Annotated in this window: 15 protein-coding genes and 1 pseudogene; 12 read left to right on the top strand and 4 right to left on the bottom strand. The window is 42.4% G+C overall.

What is annotated here, in order from left to right; translation table 11 throughout:
- Positions 1-14: 14 nt before the first annotated feature.
- The 4 genes from D7V92_RS18225 (at position 15) to D7V92_RS18210 (ending at position 6,389) form a co-directional block, all read left to right on the top strand.
- The gene (locus D7V92_RS18225) at positions 15-2,978 is read left to right on the top strand and encodes a SusC/RagA family TonB-linked outer membrane protein (RefSeq protein ID WP_008771700.1); all 2,964 of its coding nucleotides are present in this window, start codon (positions 15-17) and stop codon (positions 2,976-2,978) included.
- A 27-nt stretch (positions 2,979-3,005) separates the two neighbouring features.
- Positions 3,006-4,478: a SusD/RagB family nutrient-binding outer membrane lipoprotein gene (locus D7V92_RS18220; RefSeq protein WP_005865342.1), complete on the top strand. Its 1,473-nt coding sequence runs from the start codon at positions 3,006-3,008 to the stop codon at positions 4,476-4,478.
- 43 nt (positions 4,479-4,521) lie between these two features.
- The gene (locus D7V92_RS18215; protein WP_008771702.1) at positions 4,522-5,022 is read left to right on the top strand and encodes a lipid-binding protein; all 501 of its coding nucleotides are present in this window, start codon (positions 4,522-4,524) and stop codon (positions 5,020-5,022) included.
- Between the two features lie 188 nt (positions 5,023-5,210).
- On the top strand, positions 5,211-6,389 hold the full coding sequence (locus D7V92_RS18210) for a site-specific integrase (RefSeq protein ID WP_005865347.1): 1,179 nt from the start codon (positions 5,211-5,213) through the stop codon (positions 6,387-6,389).
- Between the two features lie 90 nt (positions 6,390-6,479).
- Here the strand turns inward: D7V92_RS18210 and D7V92_RS18205 are convergent, their stop codons facing one another.
- Positions 6,480-8,009, bottom strand: a complete 1,530-nt coding sequence (locus D7V92_RS18205) for a SusD/RagB family nutrient-binding outer membrane lipoprotein (RefSeq protein ID WP_005865349.1) — start codon at positions 8,007-8,009, stop codon at positions 6,480-6,482.
- Positions 8,010-8,024: 15 nt separating this feature from the next.
- Positions 8,025-11,198 (bottom strand): SusC/RagA family TonB-linked outer membrane protein, encoded by a 3,174-nt coding sequence (locus tag D7V92_RS18200; protein WP_121773454.1) that lies wholly within the window; start codon positions 11,196-11,198, stop codon positions 8,025-8,027.
- 692 nt (positions 11,199-11,890) lie between these two features.
- Here D7V92_RS18200 and D7V92_RS18190 point away from each other — a divergent pair.
- The 8 genes and pseudogenes from D7V92_RS18190 (at position 11,891) to D7V92_RS18155 (ending at position 25,007) form a co-directional block, all read left to right on the top strand.
- Positions 11,891-15,087 (top strand): annotated as a pseudogene (locus D7V92_RS18190) (SusC/RagA family TonB-linked outer membrane protein).
- Positions 15,088-15,109: 22 nt separating this feature from the next.
- Positions 15,110-16,678 (top strand): SusD/RagB family nutrient-binding outer membrane lipoprotein, encoded by a 1,569-nt coding sequence (locus tag D7V92_RS18185; protein WP_121773452.1) that lies wholly within the window; start codon positions 15,110-15,112, stop codon positions 16,676-16,678.
- Positions 16,679-17,159: 481 nt separating this feature from the next.
- Complete coding sequence (locus D7V92_RS18180) at positions 17,160-18,431, top strand: replication-associated recombination protein A (protein ID WP_005865358.1); 1,272 nt, start codon at positions 17,160-17,162, stop codon at positions 18,429-18,431.
- Between the two features lie 132 nt (positions 18,432-18,563).
- Positions 18,564-19,631, top strand: coding sequence for a 3-phosphoserine/phosphohydroxythreonine transaminase (gene serC / locus D7V92_RS18175; protein WP_005855647.1), 1,068 nt, complete (start codon positions 18,564-18,566; stop codon positions 19,629-19,631).
- Between the two features lie 17 nt (positions 19,632-19,648).
- The gene (locus tag D7V92_RS18170; RefSeq protein ID WP_005855649.1) at positions 19,649-20,572 is read left to right on the top strand and encodes an NAD(P)-dependent oxidoreductase; all 924 of its coding nucleotides are present in this window, start codon (positions 19,649-19,651) and stop codon (positions 20,570-20,572) included.
- A gap of 12 nt (positions 20,573-20,584) precedes the next feature.
- Positions 20,585-21,832 (top strand): DUF1015 domain-containing protein, encoded by a 1,248-nt coding sequence (locus D7V92_RS18165; RefSeq protein ID WP_044546169.1) that lies wholly within the window; start codon positions 20,585-20,587, stop codon positions 21,830-21,832.
- 122 nt (positions 21,833-21,954) lie between these two features.
- Positions 21,955-22,587: an HAD family phosphatase gene (locus tag D7V92_RS18160; RefSeq protein ID WP_048928386.1), complete on the top strand. Its 633-nt coding sequence runs from the start codon at positions 21,955-21,957 to the stop codon at positions 22,585-22,587.
- Positions 22,588-22,625: 38 nt separating this feature from the next.
- Positions 22,626-25,007, top strand: a complete 2,382-nt coding sequence (locus tag D7V92_RS18155) for a hybrid sensor histidine kinase/response regulator (protein ID WP_121773451.1) — start codon at positions 22,626-22,628, stop codon at positions 25,005-25,007.
- Positions 25,008-25,076: 69 nt separating this feature from the next.
- Here the strand turns inward: D7V92_RS18155 and galE are convergent, their stop codons facing one another.
- Together galE and rsxA are read right to left on the bottom strand one after the other, a co-directional pair.
- Entirely contained in the window at positions 25,077-26,117 is a 1,041-nt protein-coding gene (galE, locus tag D7V92_RS18150; RefSeq protein WP_121773450.1) for a UDP-glucose 4-epimerase GalE, read from the bottom strand.
- A gap of 25 nt (positions 26,118-26,142) precedes the next feature.
- Positions 26,143-26,715: an electron transport complex subunit RsxA gene (gene rsxA, locus D7V92_RS18145; RefSeq protein ID WP_005855659.1), complete on the bottom strand. Its 573-nt coding sequence runs from the start codon at positions 26,713-26,715 to the stop codon at positions 26,143-26,145.
- Between the last annotated feature and the right edge of the window lie 12 nt (positions 26,716-26,727).

Below are 26,727 nucleotides of genomic sequence, written 5' to 3'. Positions count from 1 at the left end.
GTTCCGCGAAGACTCTGGTAATTTCTTATGTGGGCATGATTGCTCGTGAGGTTCCGGTACAAGATGTGTTGAGGGTAGTCCTTCAGTCTGGTACCCAGAATCTTGAGGAGGTTGTCGTAACTGCGATTGGTATGAAAAAGCAGGAAAAGGCGTTGGGCTATGCAGCCTCTACTGTGAAGAGTGAAGATTTGAATGCCGCTAAGTCTGGATCAGTGATGTCAGGCTTGACTGGTAAGGTTGCGGGTTTGAATATTACTAGCGGTGGTGCTACAGGCTCTTCTCAGAAAGTAATCGTGCGTGGTATCAGTTCTTTCAGTGCTAATCAACCTTTGTATGTGGTGGATGGTGTGCCTATTATGAATGATTTCCAAGGTGAGGATTCTTTCTCTAACTCCGTGGATTTTGGTAACCAAGCTAATGACATTAACCCAGAGGATGTTGAGTCTGTAACAGTCTTGAAGGGTGCTTCCGCTACTGCCCTTTATGGTAGCCGGGCTGCTAATGGTGTTATCATGGTGACAACAAAACGGGCTGGGGCTGAGAAGCTTTCTGTTACGTACGATGGCTCATTTATGGGATCTAGCGTATTGCGTGTTCCTCAAACACAAGATCGTTTCGGACAAGGATGGGGATCTTTCGGACCTATGGAGAATGGTTCTTGGGGACCGGTTTTGGATGGTCGTGATCATATCTGGGGACCTTACTCAGACGGCTCAGAAGGTTTATTAACTCCGCTTTCTAAGCCTTTCTCGTATGTAAAGAACAATCTTCGTGATTTTTATGAAACTGGTTTTGAGACGAATAATAACGTCTCGATTCGTATGGGTAATGATAAACTTGGTTTTGTTGCCTCCTATGGTAATGTGAAGTCTGACGGTGTATTACCGGGTGACGCTGATTCATATGCTCGTAATACAATCTCGTTAAGAGGTAATATGAAATATAAACGTTTTTCTGCGGAATTAAACTTGAACTATGTCCGTAAAGATATCACACAAGCTGCTGCTGGCCAAGGAGATGATGGTGCAACGATGTTTTCTGAGATTTTGCAACATGCCGTGGATGTAGATATTAGCTCAATGAAAGATTATACGAATCCTTATTTTAATACGGATAACTTCTATACAGCTTATGCGGAGAATCCATATTGGGTGTTAGATCATAATCGTAATAAATATCAAGACGACCGTGTCTATGGTAAGATCGAGCTTGCTTTTGAGATTATGAAAGGTTTGAAGGCAGTTGGACGTTTAGGTGGTGACTTTACGAACGCTACTCAAAAGAGATGGAATGAAAAAGTGACTTTCGCTTCAGGGTCTTGGAGTGAATTAGGTGGTAAGAAGCAGCAGCCCGGTACTTATACGGAACGTCGTGACAAGGTGGAGCAAATTGATGCGACCGCTTTCTTAAACGCGGATTATAAAATCGGTGAGGATATCGCTTTGAATGGTATGATTGGATGGAACTTGAATCAACAAACGAGTTCTTATTTGAAATCTTATCTGTATGGTTTGGAGCAACCGGGATGGTTTAACCTAGCGAATGGTGTTGATAAGCCCATGACTACGACTTACTCTGATAGACGCCGTTTGGTTGGTTTGTTCGCTCAAGGTGAGTTTGGTTACAAGAATTTCTGGTTTGTGAATGCTTCTATTCGTAACGACTGGTCATCTACTTTACCTCAAGGAAATAATAGCTTTTTCTATGGTGGCGTGAATACTTCATTGATCATCACGGATATGTTTGAGGATTTGAAATCTGATTATCTGAATTTCTTGAAGGTTCGTGCAGCTTGGGGACAGACTGGTAACGATGCCCCGATTTACCGTACTAGCAGTTATTTTACACCGACTCAAATCAGTTTAGGTTTTGGAGATTTATATTTACCTATTAATAATACATTAGGCTTGACAGAGTATAATCGTTTGCCGAGTATGGATCTTCGTCCGGAGATCACGACAGAATGGGAGTTCGGTTTAACAACGCATCTGTTTAACAATCGCTTGGATATTGATGCTGCTTATTATAATAAGAGTACGAAAGATCAGATAATATCTGCTAGTCTGGCTCCGGAGTCTCGCTATACGTCTATGACCCGCAACGTAGGTAAGATTGCGAATCAAGGTGTCGAGTTGGCAGTGAATGGCATTCCTGTTCGTACGAAAGATTTCGAGTGGGGATTAGGTTTTACTTTCAGTAAGAACTGGAGTGAGGTGAAAGAGTTATGGGATGATGTAACTGAGTATAAATTGACAAGTTCCTATCAAGTGGATTTCGTTGCGGAAGTAGGTCAGCCTTTGGGCGTTTTCAAGGTTCCGGCTTTGGCCACGACCGATGATGGTAAGGTGATCGTTGATAATAACGGTATGCCGACAATTGATGCTAGCAAGAAAGAGATCGTAGGAACGTCTACTCCTAATTTCTTGATGGGCTTTAATACGCATTTCACATGGAAAGGGATTACTTTATCAGCGGTATTAGATTGGCGTAATGGCGGTGAGTTCTATTCATATACCTCTCAATTGCTTACATTTGCCGGAAACTCTACTTATACGGTGTTTAATAATCGTGAACCATTTGTGGTTCCTAATTCCGTGAAAGTCGTAAATGGTCAATACGTAGAGAATGATATACCTATCGTACATTGGGGAGGTGCTTCTAGCGCTGTTAATACCTACTATAATAACGCCTCCAACTACGCTCAGTATAGAAATTGGATTTTACCTAAAGATTACTTGAAATTAAGAGAGATTACACTTTCTTACTCTTTGCCGAAAGCATGGTTGAAACAAACCCCATTCTCTATGGTTCAAGTTAGTTTGATCGGACGTAATTTATTTATGTGGACCCCGAAAAAGAACAACTACGTAGATCCGGAAGGTACGAATTATGGTAATGACATCTTGTCTGAAATTGGTGAATTTGGTGCGGCTCCGACAAACCGTACGTTTGGTGGTGGTATTAAAGTCGTATTATAATAAGTAACTTTAAAAAGTAAAGATAGTATGAAAAGAAACAATTTAATATATACAGGACTGGTTAGCTGCTTGTTGATGGCGACTACAGCTTGTTCCGATTATTTGGATATTAACCAGAATCCGGAATATCCAACGGAAGCCTCTTCTTCTACTTTGCTTCCTTCTGGTATCGCAGGAGTAGCAAGTATTGTAGGTGGTACTTACGAATTATATGGTAGCATGTGGTCTCAGCAATGTACGCAGGGACATACATCCAACCAGTATAATACATTGGTTAACTATACGATAACTAACGCATCCGATTCTCGTTTGTGGTCTATACCTTATTCAATAGCACTGCCAGACTTGGATTTGGTTATCAAAAGCTCTGAATCGGCTCAAGAATGGAATTATTGGGTAATGGGTAAGACTATGACTGCCTTTATGTATCATATCCTAGTGGACTCTTATGGCTCTATTCCTTTTACAGAAGCTATCCTTGGAAATGAGAATACTACACCAAAGTATGATGACAGTAAGACTGTGGTTTATCCGGGATTATTAGCGATGTTGGATGAGATTATCGCTAAAAAGGCGGAGGCTACCGCAGGTGGTTTGCCTTCGGTTACAAAACAAGACTTGGTGTTCGCTGGTGACGTGAATAAGTGGATTCAATTTGCGAAGAGTTTAAAGCTAAAATTGTTGATGCGTGATTTCGATACGAATAAAGCTGCTATCAAGGCATTGCTCGACGAAGGAGATTTGCTGAGTGTAGACGCTAAGATGGACTGTTTTCAAGATTTGGAAAATAAATCAAATCCATTGTATGAGAATGACCGTCGTAAATTGAATTCAACTGTAAATATTCGTGCGTGCGCTACGGTTTGCGATTATTTGAAAAAATATGAGGATCCTCGTTTAAATGATTTTTATTCACCTAATACGGATGGCTCCGGCGAGACAACAGCTTTGAAGTATGGTGACCGCCCAAACTCGGTAGCGGTAACAACTCGTATGATCTCTGTGGCTAAGCTAGGTCCTACGGATCCTGTTTATTTTATGTCTGCTGCTGAGGTAGCGTTCCTGCAAGCGGAAGCTTACGCTCGTTTGAATGATGTGGCTAAAGCGAAAGTGGCTTATGAACAAGGTGTGAACTATGCGTTTGAACGTTGGGGATATTCTGCTGCCGAGTTTATTTCGGAAGGTGCTCCTTATGCTTTCGATAGTACGGACCAAAATTCAATGCTTACCTCTATTTTGACCCAGAAGTGGATCGCTTCCACTCGTTGTCAAGCATGGGACGCATGGTTTGATATCAATCGTACCGGTATTCCTGTTTTAGGGACAAAGCATGTGGATGAGGAAGGATATATTTGGGGGCAGTTGACTCCTTGCATTGGTTCTGCGTTGGCTCCGGGTGAATATCCTCGTCGTTTATTGTATCCGAAGTCATCTTCAGACTATAACCCTAATACTCCGGCGGTAGTTCCGTTAGCGGAAAAACAATGGTGGCATAAATAAATGGGTGTTATAAATGTATATTAATCAGAAAAGCTTTTTGAATATGAAACAGATAAATAAATTACTGGTTATCTTATTGGCGTTGGTCACCTTTTCTTCTTGTGAGACCTATGGTGATTACGAGATAGAATACACGGCCATTTATCCTTTATGTGGCGAATGGGTAGTTAATGTTACAGGTGAGGATGGTGGTGTCTTGGCGGAAGGTGTGACCTGCAATACTTACAATACGACTGATGATGCCACGGATAAGATGTGGATAAAAATGAGTGTTGCCACAAACGACTGGGGAGTACGTGGCAAGATTCATTGCGATGTAGCTTCTAAATCTTTTGATGGGGATGGTATCGCTAATCTGCTCCATGCGGATGATGGTATAAATTCTACTGTAACCTTCAATATCTCTGGTAAAGTAATTGTGGATGGTTATACTACTCAAGCCAATACAAAAGTGGATGCCATTGAATTTACCTTGACTCAAAATGGAAAGTCGATGACGGTTAAAGGATTCCGTAAAACAGGTTGGGAAGGTGAAGATTATTGATATGATTTAATATCTTGAAAAGTAGGAGAGGCCTGCCATGTATTTGGCAGGCCCTTTTTATTTACTTTGATATATGGTTTTTTATTAGTTGGTAATCCGTGATAACAAACTTTTAGTTTGTAGATTGTGCTACAAAGAACTTATTATTGTTCCTTCGTGTTTACAATCAGATAATATATAAATGTATCATGGAAAAAGTAATTTACAACTTAGTGTTTAATCGAAAAAAGCAATTGAATGCGGAAGGAAAAGCTTTGATTCAAGTAGAGGCCTATTTGAATAGGCAAAAGAGGTATTTTTCAACGAAGGTTTATGTGAAACCTTGTCAATGGGACAACAAGAGACGTTCCATAAAGAATCATCCGAATATGGATGCGTTAAACCTGTATCTTCAGAACTATGTTATGGAGTTGGAGAGAGATGAGCTGGAGAAGAGACAAGCGAATAACGGTTTTTCGTTGAAGGATCTGCGTGAGGAGACCTCTTCGATATCTACGTCTTCCTCTTTTCTTGTTTTCATGCGTGAGGAGATTTTACATAGTAATTTAAAAGAATCGACGTTAAAAAACCATTTGTCCACTTTGCATGTTCTATCCTTATACAAGAAGGACGTTCTGTTTAAGGATATTAATTTCAATTTCTTATGCGATTTTGAATATTTTTTATTGAAGCAGGAGTATCATCGAAATACGATCGCTAAACATATGAAGCATTTGAAACGATATATCAACTTGGCGATTAATAAGGAGTTGTTCGAGTTGCACAAATATCCATTTCGGAAATATAAGATTAAATATCAAGAGAGTAAGCGTACTCATTTAACGCCTGAGGAGTTAGGTCGTTTGGAAAACTTAAAGCTGGATGGGCAGCGTACATTGCGCCGGTGTCTGGATATGTTTTTATTTAGTTGCTACACGGGATTACGTTTCTCAGACATAGTAAGTATAACGAAAGAGAACTTTTTGATTATTGATGATAAGGTTTGGCTGGTTTATTCATCGGTGAAGACAGACGTGAGTGTCCGTTTGCCGCTATTTCTCTTGTTCGAGGGTAAATCTTTACCTATCTATGAGCGATATAAGAATGCGCCGAGAACCCTGTTTGGTGTTCCCTTATCCTCTAATTCAAACGTGAATAAGCAATTACGCCGAATCAGCCAATTGGCAAGTATTGATAAGAAGGTATCTTTTCATACGGCTCGGCATACAAATGCTACCTTATTATTATATAATGGAGCGAATATAACTACGGTACAAAAGTTGTTAGGGCATAAAAGTGTTCGTACTACCGAGATCTATAGCAATATCATGGATATGACGATTGTCCGCGATCTTGAGAAGATTGAGACACGATTGAAGTTCGGCTAGAATGTGGATTTATAAGAAAGGAGAAAAATATCATTAAGATATTCTTCCCCTTTTTTGAATGTTGTCACTCGTTATGCTTTTATATCTTGATTAGCGAGTTCCGCCAGCCCACCATACGTTTTCGGTAAACACATACTGACCATCACCATAAGCAGCTTGTATATTAGGATTAGTCGTAGTATCATCGTTACCATACGGACATCTTAACGGGAACTTACCCGGATTTTGCAAGCCATAAATATCCTCACCCAAGCTCTTCAAACGACGTACGTCATTATAGCACTCGGTAGACTCTCCATCCGCGTTCCAGAAAGAAATATATTTCTGAATCATCGTCTCTTTCAAAGGATTAGCATCGAATAAGGGAGCGACATTCTCATCAAAGTAAGAAGCGGCCTCCTCCGGTGTCACCTCGTTTGTTACATTCAAGAAACCTCCCCAATAATCAGAAGCGAGGGCAGACTTGATATTAACCTCCATATTAGCCATACCTGCGACAACAGCCTCTTTCAACACTGCTTTTGCCTCATCCTTACGATTTAAACGACACAAAGCCTCTGCCTTTAAGAACAATACCTCATGATAACTTAAGATGTGAGTCGGAGCGGTTTGAGCTGCACAGAACATGGAAACAGTATATTCTAACTGACTTTGCACTAAATCACCATTATGAGCAAGATTCAATAATGGATCATCCTTAGAAGCAATCATCGTTTGGCTGTTAGCCTCCACATAGCAACGTCTGATACGCGGATCATTACGCTCATTCAATTTATCAAACATACTTCGGCTGGCTACTTCACCTAAACGAGAATAGAATACTCCGAAAAATGGGTTGATATTAACACCCACACCATACATAGCATAGCTACATTGCTCGGCTGCCGAGGTGTACGACTTGGAAATATAATCCAACACCTTTTCCATATCGCCCTTAACATCAGCGCTACGTCCCATCAAGCGCATCGTATAACGAGCCTTCAAGCCATAAGCTGTCTTTAGCCAAGCCGAAGCGTCACCTTTATAAATCAAATCTTGATTAGACAGGCTCGTCAGATCTGATTTCTGAAGATCTTCAATTGCGGCATCCACATAGGCCATGATATCCTTATAAATCTCCTCTTGTTTATCGATAGCGGGAGTCATAGATACTGTATAGTCACAAGCCTCTTTCCAAGGTGTATCACCATACATATCTGTCAAGATCGCCAAATTGTAAGCCACGAAAAGTTCCGCAATGCCTTTTGTTATGAAGTTCTGCTCTTCTTCTGCGACTTTGACAGAGATCAAAGCATCTTTCAGTGTCGAATAGGTTCCCCCCCATGAGTTATTAAAGGTAGAAGCCGATGTACAAGAAGAACGGGTTTCCGCATAGTAGAATTGATTATGCGAACCTGTCTCATGTTCCACATACATACCACCATATAAATTGAAATCGCCGCTAACCACGCTAAACGCAGTCGAAGTCATGACATCCGTAAGGATCATCTTTGCGGGAACTGCTGTGGTATGATTATGATCTTTGTTGATCTCATCCATCTTATCCTCAGAGCAAGAGACCAAGGCTGCGGTGAAAACAACTCCCGTCAATAATTTTTTTGAGATATTTTGAAGTTTCATCTTTTGTTTCCTTTATTAGAATTTCACATTTAAACCGAAGCCATAGCTCGAAGCACCCGGCATAGAAAAGCGCTCGAAGCCACCGCCCATATTATTATTACCTTGAGAAGCCTCAGGATCCAAACCTTTCAACTCAGACCAAAGAATGATATTTCTGGCAAAAACATTTAAGTTCACGTTGATTCCATTCTTATCCCATACCGGATAACTAACGGACAACTCACGTAGTTTCAAGAAACCACTGTCATAGATACCAGCTTCGGAAATAAGCGTCATGCGGTCATAATATGATAAAGCGTCTTCGCCTTTGATATCTATGTCATTAGCTACATAGGAACCATCTTCCAACTGCTTTACAGCCGGATGACTAAAACGGAAAGTCTCGGCCGTACGACTTTCAACAGACTCCATACTTGTACCATAATAGTTCAACGTGTTCAATGTACCGCTATACATCTGTCCACCACATTTCCAATCGAACGTAGCGCCGATACGGAATTTGTAAATCTCAAAATTAGTATTAAAACCCAAGAGGAAATCCGGGGAAACCTTACCGATCACACCCTCACTACCGATCTGAGGCAAGCCATCTTCGTCTACGACAATATCACCGTTGTCATTACGCAAGAAAGTCGTACCATAGATTACAGGGAATTTATCGCCAATATTCGCACGTACCTGCGGATCAACGAAACCTCCCAAGAAAATACTCTCTACACCCGGAGCCAGCTCATCTACGTAGTTATCGATCTTAGAGAAGTTAAATGCCATATCCCATTTAAAATTCTTCGTATTGATCGGATTGATTCCCAAAGTAATCTCATGAGCGTTCGTATGGATAGCGCCACCATTGGTTACTAATTCTGCAGAGCCTGTAGAACCAGCCAAAGGAACCTCAAATATCTGATCCTTCACATTCTGCCGAGAGAAGGTATAGTTCAATGAGAAAAGACCATTCAAGAAGGTCAAATCCACACCTAACTCATAAGACTTCGTGTTCTGAGGTTTCAAATTCGGATCATACACACGAGCATATGGAGTGAACGCCGTAATTCCACTCATAGGATATTGTATAGGCGTAGAACCATAAAAACCACCACCGTAAACAGGTGTAGTATAATAAGAATCATAATAATCTCCAGCCTGTCCTACTTCGGCGTAAGAAGCACGTAATTTACCATAAGTCAAGACATTATTCTTCAATGGTTCTAATTCTGTGAAAATCCAGCCCAAGGAAACAGATGGATAAGTGAATGAGCGGTTGTTACGAGGCATATTAGATACGATATCGTTACGAACAGTTGCGTTGAAGTAAACCATGTTAGCGTAAGACAATGAAATGCTAGCAAAGTTACCAACTGTGCGTTTCCGGCGTAATGACTCGGATGCTACCATAGTTGTAGCATTATCTATATGATTCCAACCCGGGAAGTTATAGTTCGCTCCATAAGACTCGTAAAATTTCCGCTGATTCTCTACCAATTCATTACCAACAAGGGCATCGAACAACCAATCTTCATTGATATTCCAAGTATATGCAGCGGTCAACAAAGAGTTCAACTCCGTGATTGAATATCCATAGTGATCAATCTCTCCATAACCATTTGCATGTCCATAACCCCAAGAATCCGTATAATTAGTCGTATAAGAGTCCACACCCAATTGATACTTGACATCCAATTTGTGATTATCGGTATTGAACTTCGTAGAATATTTCAAATAAGTATTTCCAAAGAAACGTTGTGAACGTTCCAAGAACTCGTTGTTATCTACCGCCCAATAAGCTCCGTCAAAACCTGATGTGCTACGGAATGTATTTTGTGTATACGGGTCACCCTCAACATGACTTGGGATACCGGCTAAATCGTAGCTAGAAGGAGCTCCGTAAACAGTAGCTAAGATTCCATTATTGGCACTAGACTGCTTGCTGATCTTCGAATTTACATAGGTACCGGTAAATCCAGTAGACCAGTTCTTGTGTAATTGAGCTTCGGCACTCATTTTTGCGTTGTATCGGTCCATGCCTGTATTTGGAATAATACCATCTTGCGTAGTATTACCGATCGAGAAGGAATAGTTACCTTTATCAAAAGCTTGAGCTACATTCACGGAGTTACTCCATGTCGTACCCACGTTGAAGAAATCCTTGATATTGTCGTAAGCTTGTGGTTGAGCCCAAGGGGCTAATCCCGCAGCGGCCCGCTGAGGTACATAATACATACCTTCATGCTTACCATATTGCTTGGTAAACTCATTATCCGTATTTCCTCCATAAGTCGGATCGTTAGGCAATTCGCTGATTAGTGGTCCCCAAGAAGTTGAAGCATACGGGCTATACTTGCCATTTGTACCCTGCGCATACACTTTTTGGTATTCAGGCATCGTTGAAACCTTATCAAAAGATAAGCTGGTATTAAAAGCGACCTGAGGTTTACCTTTACGGGCTCCCTTTCCACTTTTGGTCGTAATGACAATTACTCCATTTGTTGCACGCATACCATACAAGGCAGATGCGGCCTGTCCCTTTAATATATTAATGCTTTCAATATCGTTTGGATCGATATCCACCGCACGAGATGCAAAGTCCGTACCGGAAACAGAACTACCGGTGTCCACATCAGCCGTTGAAGCGACAGGCATACCGTCAATCACATACAAAGGAGTATTATCCCCTGTAAAAGATCTGGAACCACGAATCGTGATCTTAGAAGAGGCACCCGGCATACCGGAAGAAGGAGAGATCTCCACTCCAGAAACCTTACCTTGTAATGCGCCAGACAAACTAGTATTAGCTCCTTTCGTCAACTCATCCGCTTTCACATCTTGAACCGCATAACCTAAAGCTTTCTTTTCCTTTGAGATACCCATAGCCGTAACCACGACCTCATCCAAGTTCTGGGTATCGGCTAATAGTTTTACATTTACATTAGAAGTGGCCGCAACTTCTTGAGATTTCATACCGATGTATGAAATAACCAATTGTTTACCATTCGCAGGTACTTCTAGTTCAAAGTTTCCATCAAAATCCGTGACTGTTCCCACGGTTGTCCCTTTTACGATGATGGAGGCTCCGATCACCGGCTCTCCATCTTCCCCAATTACCTTACCGGTAACCTTCGAAGTCTGTGCTGAAACCACACCTGCACTCAATGCAAGAAATAGTAGCACAGAAGTCAACTTTTTCTTCATAAACACACTTATTTATTAACAATATACTTAAAAATGTTTTCTCTGCATTTTAATGGTTGATTAACTAAGTTCATACAGAACTACCAATTTTCAATATTTTATTTAGTGTAGTCATATGAAAAAAAAATTATCATATAAGTTTAGATCTATTAAAATTCTGTAATAAATATATTGGATTTGAGAGATATTGTTTATCAGCCATATTGGGAGGATAAGAAAAGCCAGCCGTTTTTCACAAATATCTACATAAAATAAAGTTGTAAATATTTTTAGTAATAAGCTATATGCTATAAAATATCCAGAATAAGTTGATATCAAGTCTAATATCATGCCTATAAAGAGTAAGCTCACTATTTGTTACGATAAAATTAAGATAAAAATAATTTTTTTATTTGTCAAAAAGAAACTATCGGCAGCGATAACTCATTGATTTGTGATACGATCATGTCACCTGAGTCGATTTAGACAGTGGTTATATTGCAAATTGACAGATTTAACAATTAAGAAAACAAAGGAAATATATCACAATAATAATAATTTGTTGTTTTTTTCAGGTATAATTTATAGTTTTGCAACCGTTTTTCATTTAATAGGTATGTCGTAAAACATAAAATGGAGTAGTTCTGTATGAACTATAGTCCACGAAAGCTTAATTGAATTTCTAGTTTAGTTTAAATAAAAAGAATGTGTCTATGAAGAAAAAGTTGACTTCTGTGCTACTATTTCTTGCGATGAGCGTAGGAGTAGTTTCGGCACAGACCTCGAAGGTTACCGGTAAGGTAGTCGGAGAAGATGGTGAGCCGGTGATCGGTGCGTCCATTATCGTAAAAGGAACGACTGTGGGAACAGTTACGGATTTTGACGGTAATTTTACTTTGGATGTTCCTAGTGATGGTAAGCAATTAGTTATTTCATACATCGGTATGAAATCCAAGGAGGTAGTTGTGTCTCCCAATGTAAATGTAACATTGATGTCTGATACCCAAAACTTGGATGAGGTCGTGGTTACGGCTATGGGTATCTCAAAGGAAAAGAAAGCTTTAGGTTATGCCGTGCAAGATGTAAAATCGGATGAGTTAACACAAGGTGCTAACACTAGTTTGTCTGGGGCTTTGCAAGGTAAAGTATCCGGTATCGATATCGCTTCCTCATCGGGTATGCCAGGCGCATCTTCCAAGATCATGATCCGTGGAGCCCGTTCATTTACAGGGGATAACTCTCCTTTGTATGTGATCGATGGTATGCCGATCGCTTCTACGGCGGATGTTAATACGGATACGATGAATAATGGTAGTGTTAGTGGAGCTGACTATGCGAACCGTGCCGTAGACTTAGATCCGAACGATATCGAGAGTATCAACATCTTGAAAGGACAAGCTGCTTCTGCGTTGTATGGTATGCGTGCTTCTAATGGTGTGATCGTTATTACTACAAAGAGCGGAAAAGGTGCTCGTAAAGGAAAACCTCAGATCTCATTCAACACGAATCTTGCGTTTGATAAGGTTTCTACATTACCTGAGTTACAAACTGAATATGGACAAGGTAATGAAGGTGCTTATAACCCATATTCGGGATTTAGCTGGGGACCGTCTATCTCTGACTTGGCGAATGATCCTGTATATGGCGGTAATGTACAAAATGAATATACGAAAGGTGGATTGCATAATGGACAATACTATGTGCCTCAGCGTGCTGCGGCAGGATTGGATCCATGGGCTACTCCCCAAGCTTATAATAATGCGAAAGATTTCTTCCAGACTGGCGTTACTTGGAGTAACTCTGTAAATGTAGCTCAGTCTTTCGATAAAGGAAACTATTCATTCTCTTTGGGTAATACGACTTCTGATGGTATCGTTCGTTCTACGGGAATGGATCGTTATAACGTGAAGCTGTCGGGTGAGGCACAATTGCATGATAACTGGACGACTGGTTTTAACGGAAACTTCGTGACATCAAAGATCAAGAAGCAAGGAACCGCTAATGACGGTGTTACCGCTACGGTTTATACGGCTCCTATCAGTTATACTATGGCGGGCATACCTTCCCATATCGAAGGTGATCCTTATACTCAGAATACGTTCCGTGAGAACTGGATCGATGATGGAAACTGGGCGTGCGACAATAATAGCTTTACGGAGAGATCTCAACGTTTCTTCGGGAATGCGTTCTTGAAGTATTCTACTAAATTTGGTACGGACAATCATAAATTGGATGTGAAATACCAAATTGGTGATGACGCTTATACGACCAATTACTCTGATATTTACGGCTACGGTACAACTGGTTATACGAATGGTTATGCTAGCGAATACGGTTTTACGGTAAATGAGATGAACTCATTGTTGACGTTTACGTATAACTGGAATATCAATGAGGATTTCGTATTCGATGCTTTGTTGGGTAATGAGCTTGTAGATAAGCGAATCAGTAATACTCAAGCCGTGGGATATAGCTTCAACTTCCCGGGCTGGAACCATTTGAACAACGCTTCTGTATTTAACAGCTCTCATGAGTATAAGAGAAAACGTACGGTAGGTAACTTCGCTAGCTTATCTTTGGCTTGGAAGAATATGCTTTATTTGAATGTTACGGGACGTAATGATATCGTGTCTTCTATGCCGAGAGATAACCGTTCGTTCTTTTATCCTTCCGTATCCCTTGGATGGGTATTCACGGAAGTGGAAGCCTTGAAGAATGATATCTTGACATTTGGTAAGATCCGTGGCTCTTACGCAGAGGTAGGTATGGCAGGAGAATATGTGCCGTCTTATTATTATACGCCAGGTTATGGTGGTGGTTTCTTCCAGGGAACACCTATTATGTATCCGATTAATGGAAATATGGCGTATATTCCTTATTTCGTGGTTTATGATCCGAACTTGAAGCCTCAGAACACGAAGTCTTATGAGCTTGGTGCTGACTTGACTTTCTTGAATGGTTTAGTTTCATTGAATTATACGTATTCTCGTCAGAACGTGAAAGACCAAATCTTCGAGGTGCCTTTGGCTGGCTCCACAGGTGCTTCCAGTATGATGATGAATGGTGGAAAGATGCACTCAAACGTACATGAGATTACATTAGGTATCTCTCCGGTTGATACGAAGAATTTCAAGCTGGACTTCGCTTTTAACTTCTCAAAGATCGACAATTATGTAGACGAGTTGGCTCCGGGCGTAGAGAGCATTATGTTGGGTGGTTTCGTGACTCCTCAAGTACGTGCAGGTATCGGCGATAAATTCCCGGTAATCTATGGTGTTGGTTACAAACGTGATGGCGAAGGACGAATTGTAGTAAACGAAAAAGGTATACCAGAGGCTGGTGAGACCCAAGTAATCGGTAAGGTTTCTCCTGATTTCCGTTTGGGTTTCAATACGAATATCGAGTTGTATAAATTCCGTTTGGCTGCTGTATTTGACTGGAAGCAAGGTGGACAAATGTATAGTGGTACGGCTGGTGAGACGAACTTCTACGGTACAAGTAAGTTATCAGGAGAGGTTCGTAAGAGTGATAAATATCATTTTGACTATGCTGCTGTTGAACAGAAGGGCGTAGATGCGGATGGTAAACTATCTATGTTCCCTATACGGGTGGAGTGAAAGGATCAGATGCAGAGGAGTATTTCAAAAGTGTGAGGGGCATTGACGAAGCCTATGTCTATGACAACTCGTTCTTGAAATTGCGTGAACTTTCATTGTCATATCCTGTATATAAGAAAGATAACTTGAATGTAAACGTGAATGTTTTCGCCCGTAATATCATTGTATGGTCTGAGATAAAAGGCTTCGATCCGGAGGCTACTCAAGGAAATAACAATATGGCTGGCGCTTTCGAGCGTTTCTCCTTACCGGGTACATCTAGCTACGGTTTTGGTGTCAACGTAAATTTCTAATTTATAAAGAAGACAGATATATATGAATACAATAATAAAATCATTTAAAGGGTTGGCTGTTATGTCGGCCGTATCCTTGGCATTGGCTGGATGTTCCGAGGATGTAATGGATCGGATTAACCAAGATACGAGCCATACAAATAGCGTGGATGGCAAATTTATCTTGGCCGACTTGATTACTTCTACTGCATTTTCCAACGTTAGCGGAGACTTCAATACCTATTCATCTTCCTACGTGGAATATGAAGTGGGTATCGAAAACCAGTTATATAACGCGGAAATTCGTTTGAATGAGCCTTCTGCCTCTTCTACGTTTGAGAATACGTGGGGAAATGTTTATACAAGCTTGAAGAACGCTCGTGTTATTATCGGTCAATGTCAAGAAGGTAAGCGTGATGAGGGAAATTTAGTGACGAGAGGTATCGCTGAGGTCATGGAAGCTTACAATGGCGCTCTATTGGCGGATATATTTGGAGATACACCTTATAGTGAAGCTTCTTTATTGGATGAGAATGGCTCACCGGTGAATATGAATCCTAAAATAGATAAGCAAGAGGAGATTTATGTCTCTATAATGGCCTCCTTGGACAAGGCGATCGAGGATTTGAATCAGTCTGATCGTTCACCGGTTGGTACGTATGATTATTTGTATAATGGAGATGCCGAGAAATGGATTAAATTCGCTTATGGTTTGAAGGCTCGTTATACGATGCGTCTGATCAATCGTTCCACGGATAAGCAAGCTGACTTGAATAAGGTTTTGGACTATGTATCAAAATCTTTTACTTCTGCGGATGACGAGGCTGCATACGCTGTCTATGATGCGAATAATATCAACCCATTCTTTGGTTACTTCGATTCTCGCGCTGGTTTTGCCAATAGCCAGAGCTTGACGGACAAGTTGATTGAGCGTAAAGATCCTCGATTGGAAAGAGTGATACTTTCTCCTACTACGGCTGACAAGAAACGCGTACAGGTTACAGGCTCTGCTGATAAGAACTTAGTTCCGGCCCCGAATGGTACTCCTGAGCAGAATATGCAGAAATATGGTGTTTCCGCCTTTGTATATTCAAACACTGCTCCTACGATGTTGATGAGTTATCATGAGTTGAAATTCTTGCAAGCTGAGGCGTTATGTCGCTTAAACCGTACGTCTGACGCCGAGAAAGCGTTGAAAGAGGCGGTAGCTGCCGGAATCGCAAATGCTGAGAGAAGTGTCTCTGCTGCTATCACTTATATGGGTAGCAAAATGGTCGTGAATTCAGAAAAAATGACAGAGGAGACGGCCAATACATATTTCGATAACCAAGTTAAACCGTTGTTTGCTGTAAATCCTTTGAAAGAGACCATGATCCAGAAATATCTGGCTTTGTGGGGGGCATCGGGAGAGGCTACCGAGACTTTTAATGATATCCGTAGAATGAAAGGATTAGGAGAGAATTTCGTGACATTGGCGAATACGAAAAAATTCCCTCTTCGTATGCCTTATGGTAATAGTGACGTGGTATCAAATCCGGAAGTAAAAGCCGCTTATGGCGACGGTCAATACGTATATTCAGAGCCTGTATGGTGGGCTGGCGGAACTCGCTAATCTAACATATATAATATAATGTATAGGGTGCCTCTCCGATTATGGAGGGGCATCTTTTTTTGTTATATATCTTACATGTTTTGATAGCTTCCCTTATCCCATTTCCTTGGAAGGCTTATTGGTTTTATACGGAAGTATAGATCATCTAACAATTGGTGCATGATCATCTAACAGCCGTTGCATGATCATGCACCAACTGTTGGACGATCATGCACCAGCTGATAGATATTTAATGCTTCAAGAAAAAAGGTATAATGTGTTAAGAAGATATCGCTAAAAGTACGGGATAAAAAGGATAGGGAACTAAGGGAATGTTAAATTTTTATTGTCATAATGTTAGTATATTATATGGGTAAAAGTGTGTTTGTGATGATTACTCTTTCATTATGTCACTATTTCCTGTTGTTTAACATTCTTTTTATACGATAAATTTCTTGACTTATCCTTTGAAAAGTAAATAAAATGTCCGACTTTTGCTTCCATGATGAGTCAACCATTAGCAGAGAGATTACGTCCGAAGACGTTGGATGATTATATCGGACAGAAGCACCTGGTAGGCCAGGGAGCCGTGTTGAGGAAGATGATTGATGCGGGACGGGTTCCCTCTTTTATATTGTGGGGGCCGCCGGGAGTAGGGAAGACTACCTTAGCGCAGATCATAGCGAATAAGTTGGATGCGCCTTTTTATACGTTAAGCGCGATCAGTTCGGGAGTGAAGGACGTGCGGGAGGTGATAGAGAAGGCCAAGAGCAACCGCTTCTTCAATACGGTATCACCGATATTGTTTATTGATGAGATACACCGGTTCAGTAAGTCGCAGCAAGACTCATTGCTGAACGCCGTGGAGACGGGCGTGGTGACGCTGATTGGGGCAACCACGGAGAATCCCTCGTTCGAGGTAATCCGTCCTTTGTTATCCCGTTGTCAGGTGTACGTGTTGAAATCGCTGGACAAGAATGACTTGCTTACGCTATTGCATAAGGCGATCGCCGAGGATGTCGTTCTGAAGGATAAAAACATAAGGCTGACGGAAACGGATGCCATGTTACGTTACTCGGGAGGAGACGCCCGGAAGTTGCTGAATATTCTGGAACTGGTGGTGTCTGCCGAGGAGAGTGACGATATTGAGATTCTGGATGAGAAGGTAGTGGAGAGGTTGCAGGAGAACCCTGCGGCGTATGATAAGGGAGGGGAGATGCATTACGATATAATCTCCGCTTTTATCAAGTCGATCCGGGGTAGCGATCCCGATGGCGCCATTTACTGGCTCGCCCGTATGGTGGCCGGGGGAGAAGACCCTGAGTTTATCGCACGGCGGTTGGTGATCTCCGCTTCTGAGGATATCGGATTGGCGAATCCGAATGCGCTTTTGCTGGCGAACGCATGTTTCGATGCCTTGAAGAAGATCGGCTGGCCGGAGGGCCGGATCATCCTGGCCGAGACGACCGTTTATCTGGCTTGCAGCCCGAAAAGTAATTCGGCCTATATGGCGATCAACGACGCTTTGGCACTTGTTAACCGGACTGGGAATTTACCCGTACCGCTTCATCTACGCAACGCGCCTACCAAATTAATGGCTGAACTGGAGTATGGCAAGGAATATAAATATGCGCACGACTACGAAAATCATTTTGTAAAGCAGGAGTATCTTCCGAAGGAAATTTTGGGCGAACGTTTGTGGAAAGGACAGGAAAATCCGGCCGAGCACAAACTAATTGAGCAAATGAGGCGCCTTTGGGGAGATCGTTTTTAATTGACATATTCTGATTGTAAATTAAAAAATGCTCGAAAAGTGTCGGCAAATGAGAAAAAATAGTTACATTAGCCGCCTGTTTTTGAAAAAATAGTTACTTTATTTATAATAACATTCTAAAAAGACATTGGTATGAAGAAGCACAATTTTTATGCAGGTCCTTCTATCTTGAGCGAGTATACAATTAAGAATACAGCCGCTGCGGTAGAAAATTTTGCGGGTATGGGGTTATCACTTCTTGAGATCTCTCATAGAAGTAAGGAGTTTGTAGCCGTAAACGACGAGGCACGTGCGTTGATCAAGGAATTACTGGATGTTCCGGCAGGCTATGAGGTTGTATTCATGGGCGGTGGCGCCAGCATGCAGTTCTGTATGGTTCCTTACAATCTGTTGAATAAGAAAGCCTCTTATTTGGATACCGGCACATGGGCTTCGAACGCTATCAAGGAAGCTAAGTTGTTTGGGGAGGTAGATGTTGTCGCTTCTTCCAAAGACAAGAACTATACTTACATCCCGAAGGGTTATGCGATCGCTGATGACTCGGATTATTTCCATTTTACTTCTAATAATACGATTTACGGAACAGAGATGCGTAAGGATCCGGATGTGAAGCAACGTTTGGTTTGCGATATGTCTTCCGATATTTTCTCTCGTCCGATCGATATTTCCAAATATGATATTATCTATGCGGGTGCTCAAAAGAACTTGGCTCCTGCCGGCGTGACTTTGGCTATCGTTCGTGTGGACGCTTTAGGACATGTAGACCGTCCGATCCCGACCATGTTGAACTACGCTACCCATATTAAAAAGGATTCCATGTTCAATACACCTCCTGTATTGCCTATTTACGCGGCTTTACAGACCTTGAAATGGTATAAGGAACAAGGTGGTATCGCCGCTATGGAGAAGAAGGATCTTGAGAACGCGGCGATCTTATACGATGAGATCGATCGCAATAAGTTGTTCCGTGGTACGGTAGCGGAGGAAGATCGTTCGATCATGAATGTTTGTTTCGTGATGAATGATGAGTATAAGGAGTTGGAGGACGAGTTCAGTAAATATGCTACTGCCGCTGGTATGGTAGGTATCAAGGGACACCGTTCTGTAGGTGGTTTCCGTGCCTCTCTTTATAACGCGATGCCGAAGAGCAGCGTGGAGGCTTTGGTAGCTTGCATGAAAGAGTTCGAGAAACAACATTAATTAAGGAGGATTCAGACATGGCAAAGATATTAGTTGCTACAGAGAAACCTTTCGCCGCTGTCGCTGTGAAAGGCATCCGGGAGGTAGTGGAAGGCGCTGGCATGGAACTGGCTCTTTTGGAGAAATATACAGAGAAGGCGCAATTGCTGGATGCGGTTAAGGATGCCGATGCCGTGATTATCCGTAGCGATAAGGTGGACGCTGAGGTATTGGATGCCGCTAAGAACCTGAAGATCGTGGTTCGTGCCGGTGCGGGGTATGATAACGTGGACTTGGATGCGGCTACTGCCCATAAGGTATGCGTGATGAATACGCCGGGACAAAACTCTAACGCTGTCGCCGAATTGGTATTCGGTATGTTGGTGTACGGGGTTCGTAATTTCTATAACGGTACTTCCGGAACAGAGTTGAAAGGAAAGAAATTGGGTATCTTGGCTTATGGAAACGTGGGCCGTAACGTGGCTCGTATCGCTAAAGGTTTCGGTATGGAGGTTTACGCTTACGACGCGTTCTGTCCGGCTTCCGTGATTGAGGCCGATGGTGTGAAGGCTGTAGCTTCTACAGCCGATTTGTTTAAGGCTTGCCAAATCGTCTCTTTGCATATTCCAGCTACGGCCGAGACGAAGGGTTCTATCAATTTCGAGTTGATGAATTCCATGCCGAAGGGAGCTATCGTAGTGAATACGGCTCGTAAGGAGGTGATGGATGAGGCTGGACTCGCTAAGATGTTGGAAGAGCGTCCGGACTTCAAGTACTTGACAGATATTATGCCCGCTATCCATGCGGAATTGGCCGAGAAATATGCCGGTCGTTATTTCAGCACCCCGAAAAAGATGGGTGCCCAGACCGCCGAGGCTAATATCAACGCTGGTATCGCCGCCGCCAAGCAGATCGTTGATTTCTTGGTGAATGGCAATGAAAAGTATCGGGTTAATAAATAATATTTAATTACCATGGCAAAAATAAAACCTTTCAAGGGAGTTCGTCCGCCAAAAGAATTTATAGAGGAGGTGGCTTCCCGCCCCTATGACGTATTGAACTCGCAAGAAGCTCGTGTGGAAGCGGAAGGAAACGAGAAATCCCTTTACCATATCATTAAACCGGAAATCGATTTCCCAGAAGGGACGGATGAGCATGATCCGGCTGTTTACCTGAAGGCCGCCGCCAATTTCAATAATTTTCAGGAAAAAGGTTGGTTGGTTCAGGATCAGAAAGAATGCTATTATGTTTATGCCCAAACCATGAATGGCAAGACTCAATATGGGTTGGTAGTCGGGGCTTATGTTCCCGATTATATGAATGGCACGATCAAGAAACATGAGCTGACCCGCCGTGACAAGGAGGAGGATCGCATGAAACACGTACGTGTCAACAACGCTAATATCGAGCCGGTATTCTTCGCTTATCCCGACAACTCAGAGCTAGACGCTATCGTAATGAAATATACGGCTCGTGAGCCCGAATATAATTTCGTGGCGAAATTAGACGGTTTCGGCCATACGTTCTGGATTATCGATGAGGATAAGGATATCGCTCGCATCACGGAGTTATTCGGGGAGATGCCTGCGTTGTATATTGCCGACGGACATCATCGTTCCGCCGCTGCTGCTTTGGTAGGAGCGGAGAAGGCCAAGCAAAACCCGGATCATAAGGGAGACGAGGAGTATAACTATTTCATGGCTGTTTGCTTCCCGGCCAACCAATTGACCATTATCGATTACAACCGTGTGGTAAAAGACTTGAACGGCTTGACCGAGGAACAATTCGTTGAGAGATTAACGAAAAACTTCGTGGTAGAGGAGAAGGGCTCTGCTATTTACAAACCGGGTGCCTTGCACAATTTCTCCCTGTATTTAGGAGGGAAATGGTATTCTTTGACCGCTAAGCCCGGTACGTACGATGACAATGACCCGATAGGCGTATTGGATGTCACGATCTCTTCGAACTTGATTCTGGATGAGATTTTAGGCATTAAGGATTTACGTTCGGACAAGCGAATCGATTTCGTGGGAGGTATCCGTGGCCTGGGTGAATTGAAACGCCGTGTGGATAGCGGTGAGATGAAGGTTGCCTTGGCTTTGTATCCCGTTACGATGAAGCAATTGATGGATATCGCCGATACGGGTAATATCATGCCGCCGAAGACGACGTGGTTCGAACCGAAGCTTCGCTCCGGTTTGGTGATCCATAAATTGGATTAAGTCTTATATACATAAATATAGCTTTGGATTGGGGTATAATCGTTGAAGATTATACCCTTTTTTATCCTTGTAACCTAGATATACGGAATAAATTGTATCTTTAGGACTTAAATAGTATCGCAATGGGTAAAATAAAAAATATAGTATTCGATCTGGGGGGCGTTATCATAGATTTGGACCGGGATGAACCTGTTCGTCGTTTAATAGAGATTGGGGTCAAAGATGCCGATGGATTGATAGATCCTTACGAACAAAAAGGGGTTTTTCAAGATCTGGAGACCGGAAAGATCGGAGTAGAGGAGTTTTGTCGCTATTTACGGAAGTATACGGGTAAAGACCTTTCTTATGAGGATATTTGTTGGGCTTGGTTTGGCTTCATTGGCGGCGTTCCCCAATATAAATTGGATTACATATTAAAACTCCGTGAGAGATATCAAGTCTATTTATTGAGCAATACAAATCCGATCATACAGCTTGAATGGGCACAGACAAAAGAGTTTACGCCGTCGGGCCGTCCATTAAATGATTATTTCGATAAATTGTATCTCTCTTATGAGATCGGTGTCACGAAGCCGGATCGTGAAATTTTTGATCGCATGGTCTTGGATTCAGGAATCAAACCAGAGGAAACATTATTTGTAGATGATGGTAAGAATAATATCGTAGTGGGGCAGGAACTAGGGTTCCATACCTATCAGCCTTTGAATGGAGAGGATTGGAGAGGGAGGCTCGATGAAATACTCTCAAAATCATAGGAGCTCTATTCCTCTTAATTAAATCTATATCATTGAAAATGACAAATACTACTTTAAATTTGGAAGAACTACTCTGTGGTGTAAACGAGCTAGTCGATACGCTTTGGATCGTCACATTAGGTAATGAAAAGGTTGAGATAGTCAAAGATTCGATGACTCCCGAAAGGGAAGGAGAATGTTTGGATTATACAGAACTTTGCCAGACTTACATTCAAGAATATGTATATCCTGCGGATTTAGGGAAATGGGAGGAGATCTTATCCTTGAATTCATTGCGGCAAATGGCGGCTAGCGGCGTAGCAAATAAGAAGTTCGACATGCGTTTCTGTAATGATTTGTTGGGTTTTGAGTGGCATGAGGCTTTTATTCGTATCTTGAAAGATAAGAGTGGAATTCCGGATCGTGTCATTCTTTTCAGCCGCTATGTGAATCATTGTCGCAAGGCACAGATCGTAGAGGCTGCCGTTCAGACTGAGTATGATTATGTCGTTTATATAGAGGCAAATACGAATAGCTATGTCATGTATACTTCCAATCGTGAAAGTGGGACGCCGGTCCCCCCGATAGCGAGTAATGACTATGAAAAAGAGGTAGCCGAGTTCCACCACAAATATGTGCCGGAGGATCAGCGAGATGAGTTAACCCGAAATCTTTCCCTAGATCATGTCTTATCTATCTTACAAAATTCCCGTGAGTATGTCTTGTTCTGTCAGGTGATGGAGAATGGCGTTTTTAGGGATAAGAAGTTGCGTTTTAGCTTTTTCGATAAGGAGAGGAATATACTTCTTTTGACCCGGACCGATATTATGGAGGTTCGTGAGGAAGAGCGGCAAAGGCAATTACTTCAAGATGCCCTACAAGTGGCTAAATCGGCAAATCAGGCTAAATCAGATTTCTTATCCCGTATGAGCCATGATATACGTACTCCGATGAATGCCATTATCGGTATGACCACTATCGCCAGTATGCATATCGACGATCGGGAGCGTATAGTGGATTGCTTGAAGAAGATTATGGTTTCTTCCAAATTGTTATTGAACTTGATCAATGAGGTCTTGGATATGTCTAAGGTAGAGAGCGGACATATTTTGCTGACAGACGAGGAGTTCGATATGGGCGAGTTATTGCAAAGCGTAATTACTATGGTTCAGACTTCGGTCAGTCAGAAGTTTCAGGATTTCCGGGTTCACTTGTTTCAAATCAAACATGAAAAGCTGATTGGCGATGTGCAACGGATTCAGCAAGTATTGTTGAATTTGCTGTCAAACGCCATAAAGTATACGCCGGACTATGGGAAAATAACACTTGAGATACGGGAAAAGCCAATTAAAAATGGTAATTATGGTTTATTTGAGGTTACGGTTATAGACAATGGTATCGGGATAAAGCCGGATTTCTTACACAAGGTTTTCGAACCATTTGAACGTGCGGAAGACGCAACCTTGCGGAATATACAAGGAACCGGCTTAGGCATGGCAATAAGCCGTAATATCGCTCATATGATGAATGGTGAGATTCAGGTGGAGAGTGAATATGGCAAAGGTTCCGTTTTTACATTTACGATGCAGTTGAAATTGCAGGATCAAGGGTGTTTTGAGGATGATCATTTAAGGGATTTACCGGTTCTCGTGGTAGACGATGATATCGTGTGTTGCGAGAACGCATGTATGAGGATTAACGAGATCGGTATGAAAGGTGAATATGCCATTTCTGGTGAGGAGGCTATCGGGAAAGTAGAGAGGGCACATCATCTTAATGATGACTATTTTGCCGTTATCCTTGATCTGAAAATGCCGGGAATGGATGGAATCGAGACCGCTACCCGTATCCGAAAAGTCGTTGGCCGGGATATTCCGATCATTATTCTTTCCGCTTATGATTGTCCGCATTTTGAGGAGATAGCCCAACGAGCCGGTGTCGATGGATTCATAAGTAAGCCGTTGATGAAATCCAAGTTATTTTATTTGATGAAAAGTTTCGCTATCAAGCAAGAGGAAAAAGAGGAAGAGACGGAGAAGCCTCAATATCCTTTCGGTAACTTTGAGGGTAAGCGGATCTTGCTGGTGGAAGATAATAGCTTGAATAGGGAAATAGCGACTGTGTTACTAGAAGAGACCGGTGCGGTGGTAGAGGAGGCGGAAAATGGCCTTGTCGCGGTGAATATGGTAAAAAACTCTAGTCCGGGATATTATGACTTGGTATTTATGGATATCCAGATGCCGGTCATGAACGGGTACGACTCTACTCGCCATATTCGGGCATTAGAACGTCCGGATATCAAGTCCATGCCGATAGTAGCCATGTCTGCGAACGCATTTGCGGAAGACATCAAGTTGTGTAAAGAATCCGGAATGAATGAGCATATCGCTAAGCCGATCGATTTCGGGAAGGTTCTTGAGATCTTAGAGAAGTACTTGTAGATATAAGGATATAAAAAAGGCCGTATCTTAGCTAAGCGCTATCAGATACGGCCTCTTTTTTTGTGTTATTTACTGGATGCCACGTTCTCTCAAACGTTTCTGCCAGTTCCATGCGGATTGCAGGGTGTCGGCTAAAGTCTCCTTGGCGGTCCAGCCTAATACCTTATTCGCGTGCTCCGGATTGGCCCATACCTTCTCGATATCACCTTCACGACGGCCCACGATCTTGTGCGGAACCTTAACGCCTGTTGTCTGCTCGAAGGTATTGATCAGTTCAAGGACAGAAACACCATTGCCGGTACCTAGGTTGAATATCTCGATATGCTCATCAGACTTATTCTCAAGCATACGGTCCATAGCGATTACATGTGCTTTCGCCAAGTCTACGACATTGATATAGTCACGGATGCAAGAACCGTCTACTGTATCATAATCATCGCCGAATACGCTTAATTCCTTGCGGATACCCATAGCCGTCTGTGTCAAGTACGGGATCAAGTTCTGGGGAACACCATTTGGCAACTCGCCGATCTCTGCGCTTGGGTGAGCGCCTATCGGGTTGAAGTAGCGCAAGATGATACTCTTGAAAGGCGCTCCTGCGTGGATCGTATCCCGGATAATCTCCTCGTTGATCTGCTTCGTGTTTCCATAAGGAGACATAGCGGGTTTGATCGGGGCATTCTCGGTTACCGGCAAGTTCTCCGGGTCCGGTTGTCCGTATACCGTACAAGAGGAAGAGAATACGATACCTTCGATATTGAATTCAGGCATCACCTCCAACAAGTTCACCAAAGTGACAATATTATTGCGATAATACTTCAAAGGCTGCTGTACGGATTCTCCTACCGCCTTGCTAGCGGCGAACAAGATAATGCCTTTGATGCCCGGATGAGCTTCCAATGCCTTGCGAGTACCTTCCTTATCCTTTAGATCCAATTGGATAAACTCCGGACGGATGCCCGTGATTTTCTCGATACCATCGAGCACCTCGATATTCGAGTTTGACAAATCGTCGATAATGACTACCTCATATCCGGCGTTCTGCAATTCTACTGTGGTGTGTGAGCCGATATAACCGGTTCCACCCGCTACTAAAATCTTCTTTTTCATTCTAGTGTTCATTTAGATAAGTTTGTTATACGATACCCGAGAATCCCATAAAAGCCATAGCCAGCAAACCTGCCGTGATCAAGGCGATCGGAGTGCCCTTCATGCCTTCCGGAACGTGTGTCATGGCTAGTTGCTCCCGAATACCCGCAAAGATAATCAAAGCTAGCGCAAATCCAATGGCCGTGGAGATCGCATATACCACAGATTCTAATAAATTATACTCTTTTTGGATTACAAGGATAGCCACACCCAAGATACAGCAGTTCGTGGTGATCAATGGAAGGAATACGCCCAACGCCTGGTAAAGGGCGGGAGAGACCTTCTTCAATATGATTTCCACCATCTGAACCAAGGCGGCGATGATCAAGATGAAACTGATCGTCTGCATGAACCCTAATCCGAAAGCGTCCAATATGTATTTTTGCACGAGGAATGTAACAATCGTGGCGATCGTAAGCACGAACGTAACGGCGGCTCCCATGCCTGCGGCAGTCTCCACTTTCTTAGATACCCCCAAGAACGGACAAATTCCCAAGAACTGTGCCAGTACAACGTTATTAACGAATACGGCGGCGATAAATATCAATATATATTCCATATGATCCGTTTA

Origin of the sequence: Parabacteroides sp. CH2-D42-20 (assembly GCF_003670185.1) — a bacterium.
GTDB lineage: Bacteria > Bacteroidota > Bacteroidia > Bacteroidales > Tannerellaceae > Parabacteroides > Parabacteroides distasonis.
Note: the sequence above shows the minus strand (reverse complement) of the source record. Positions and strands in the feature narration are given on the sequence as shown.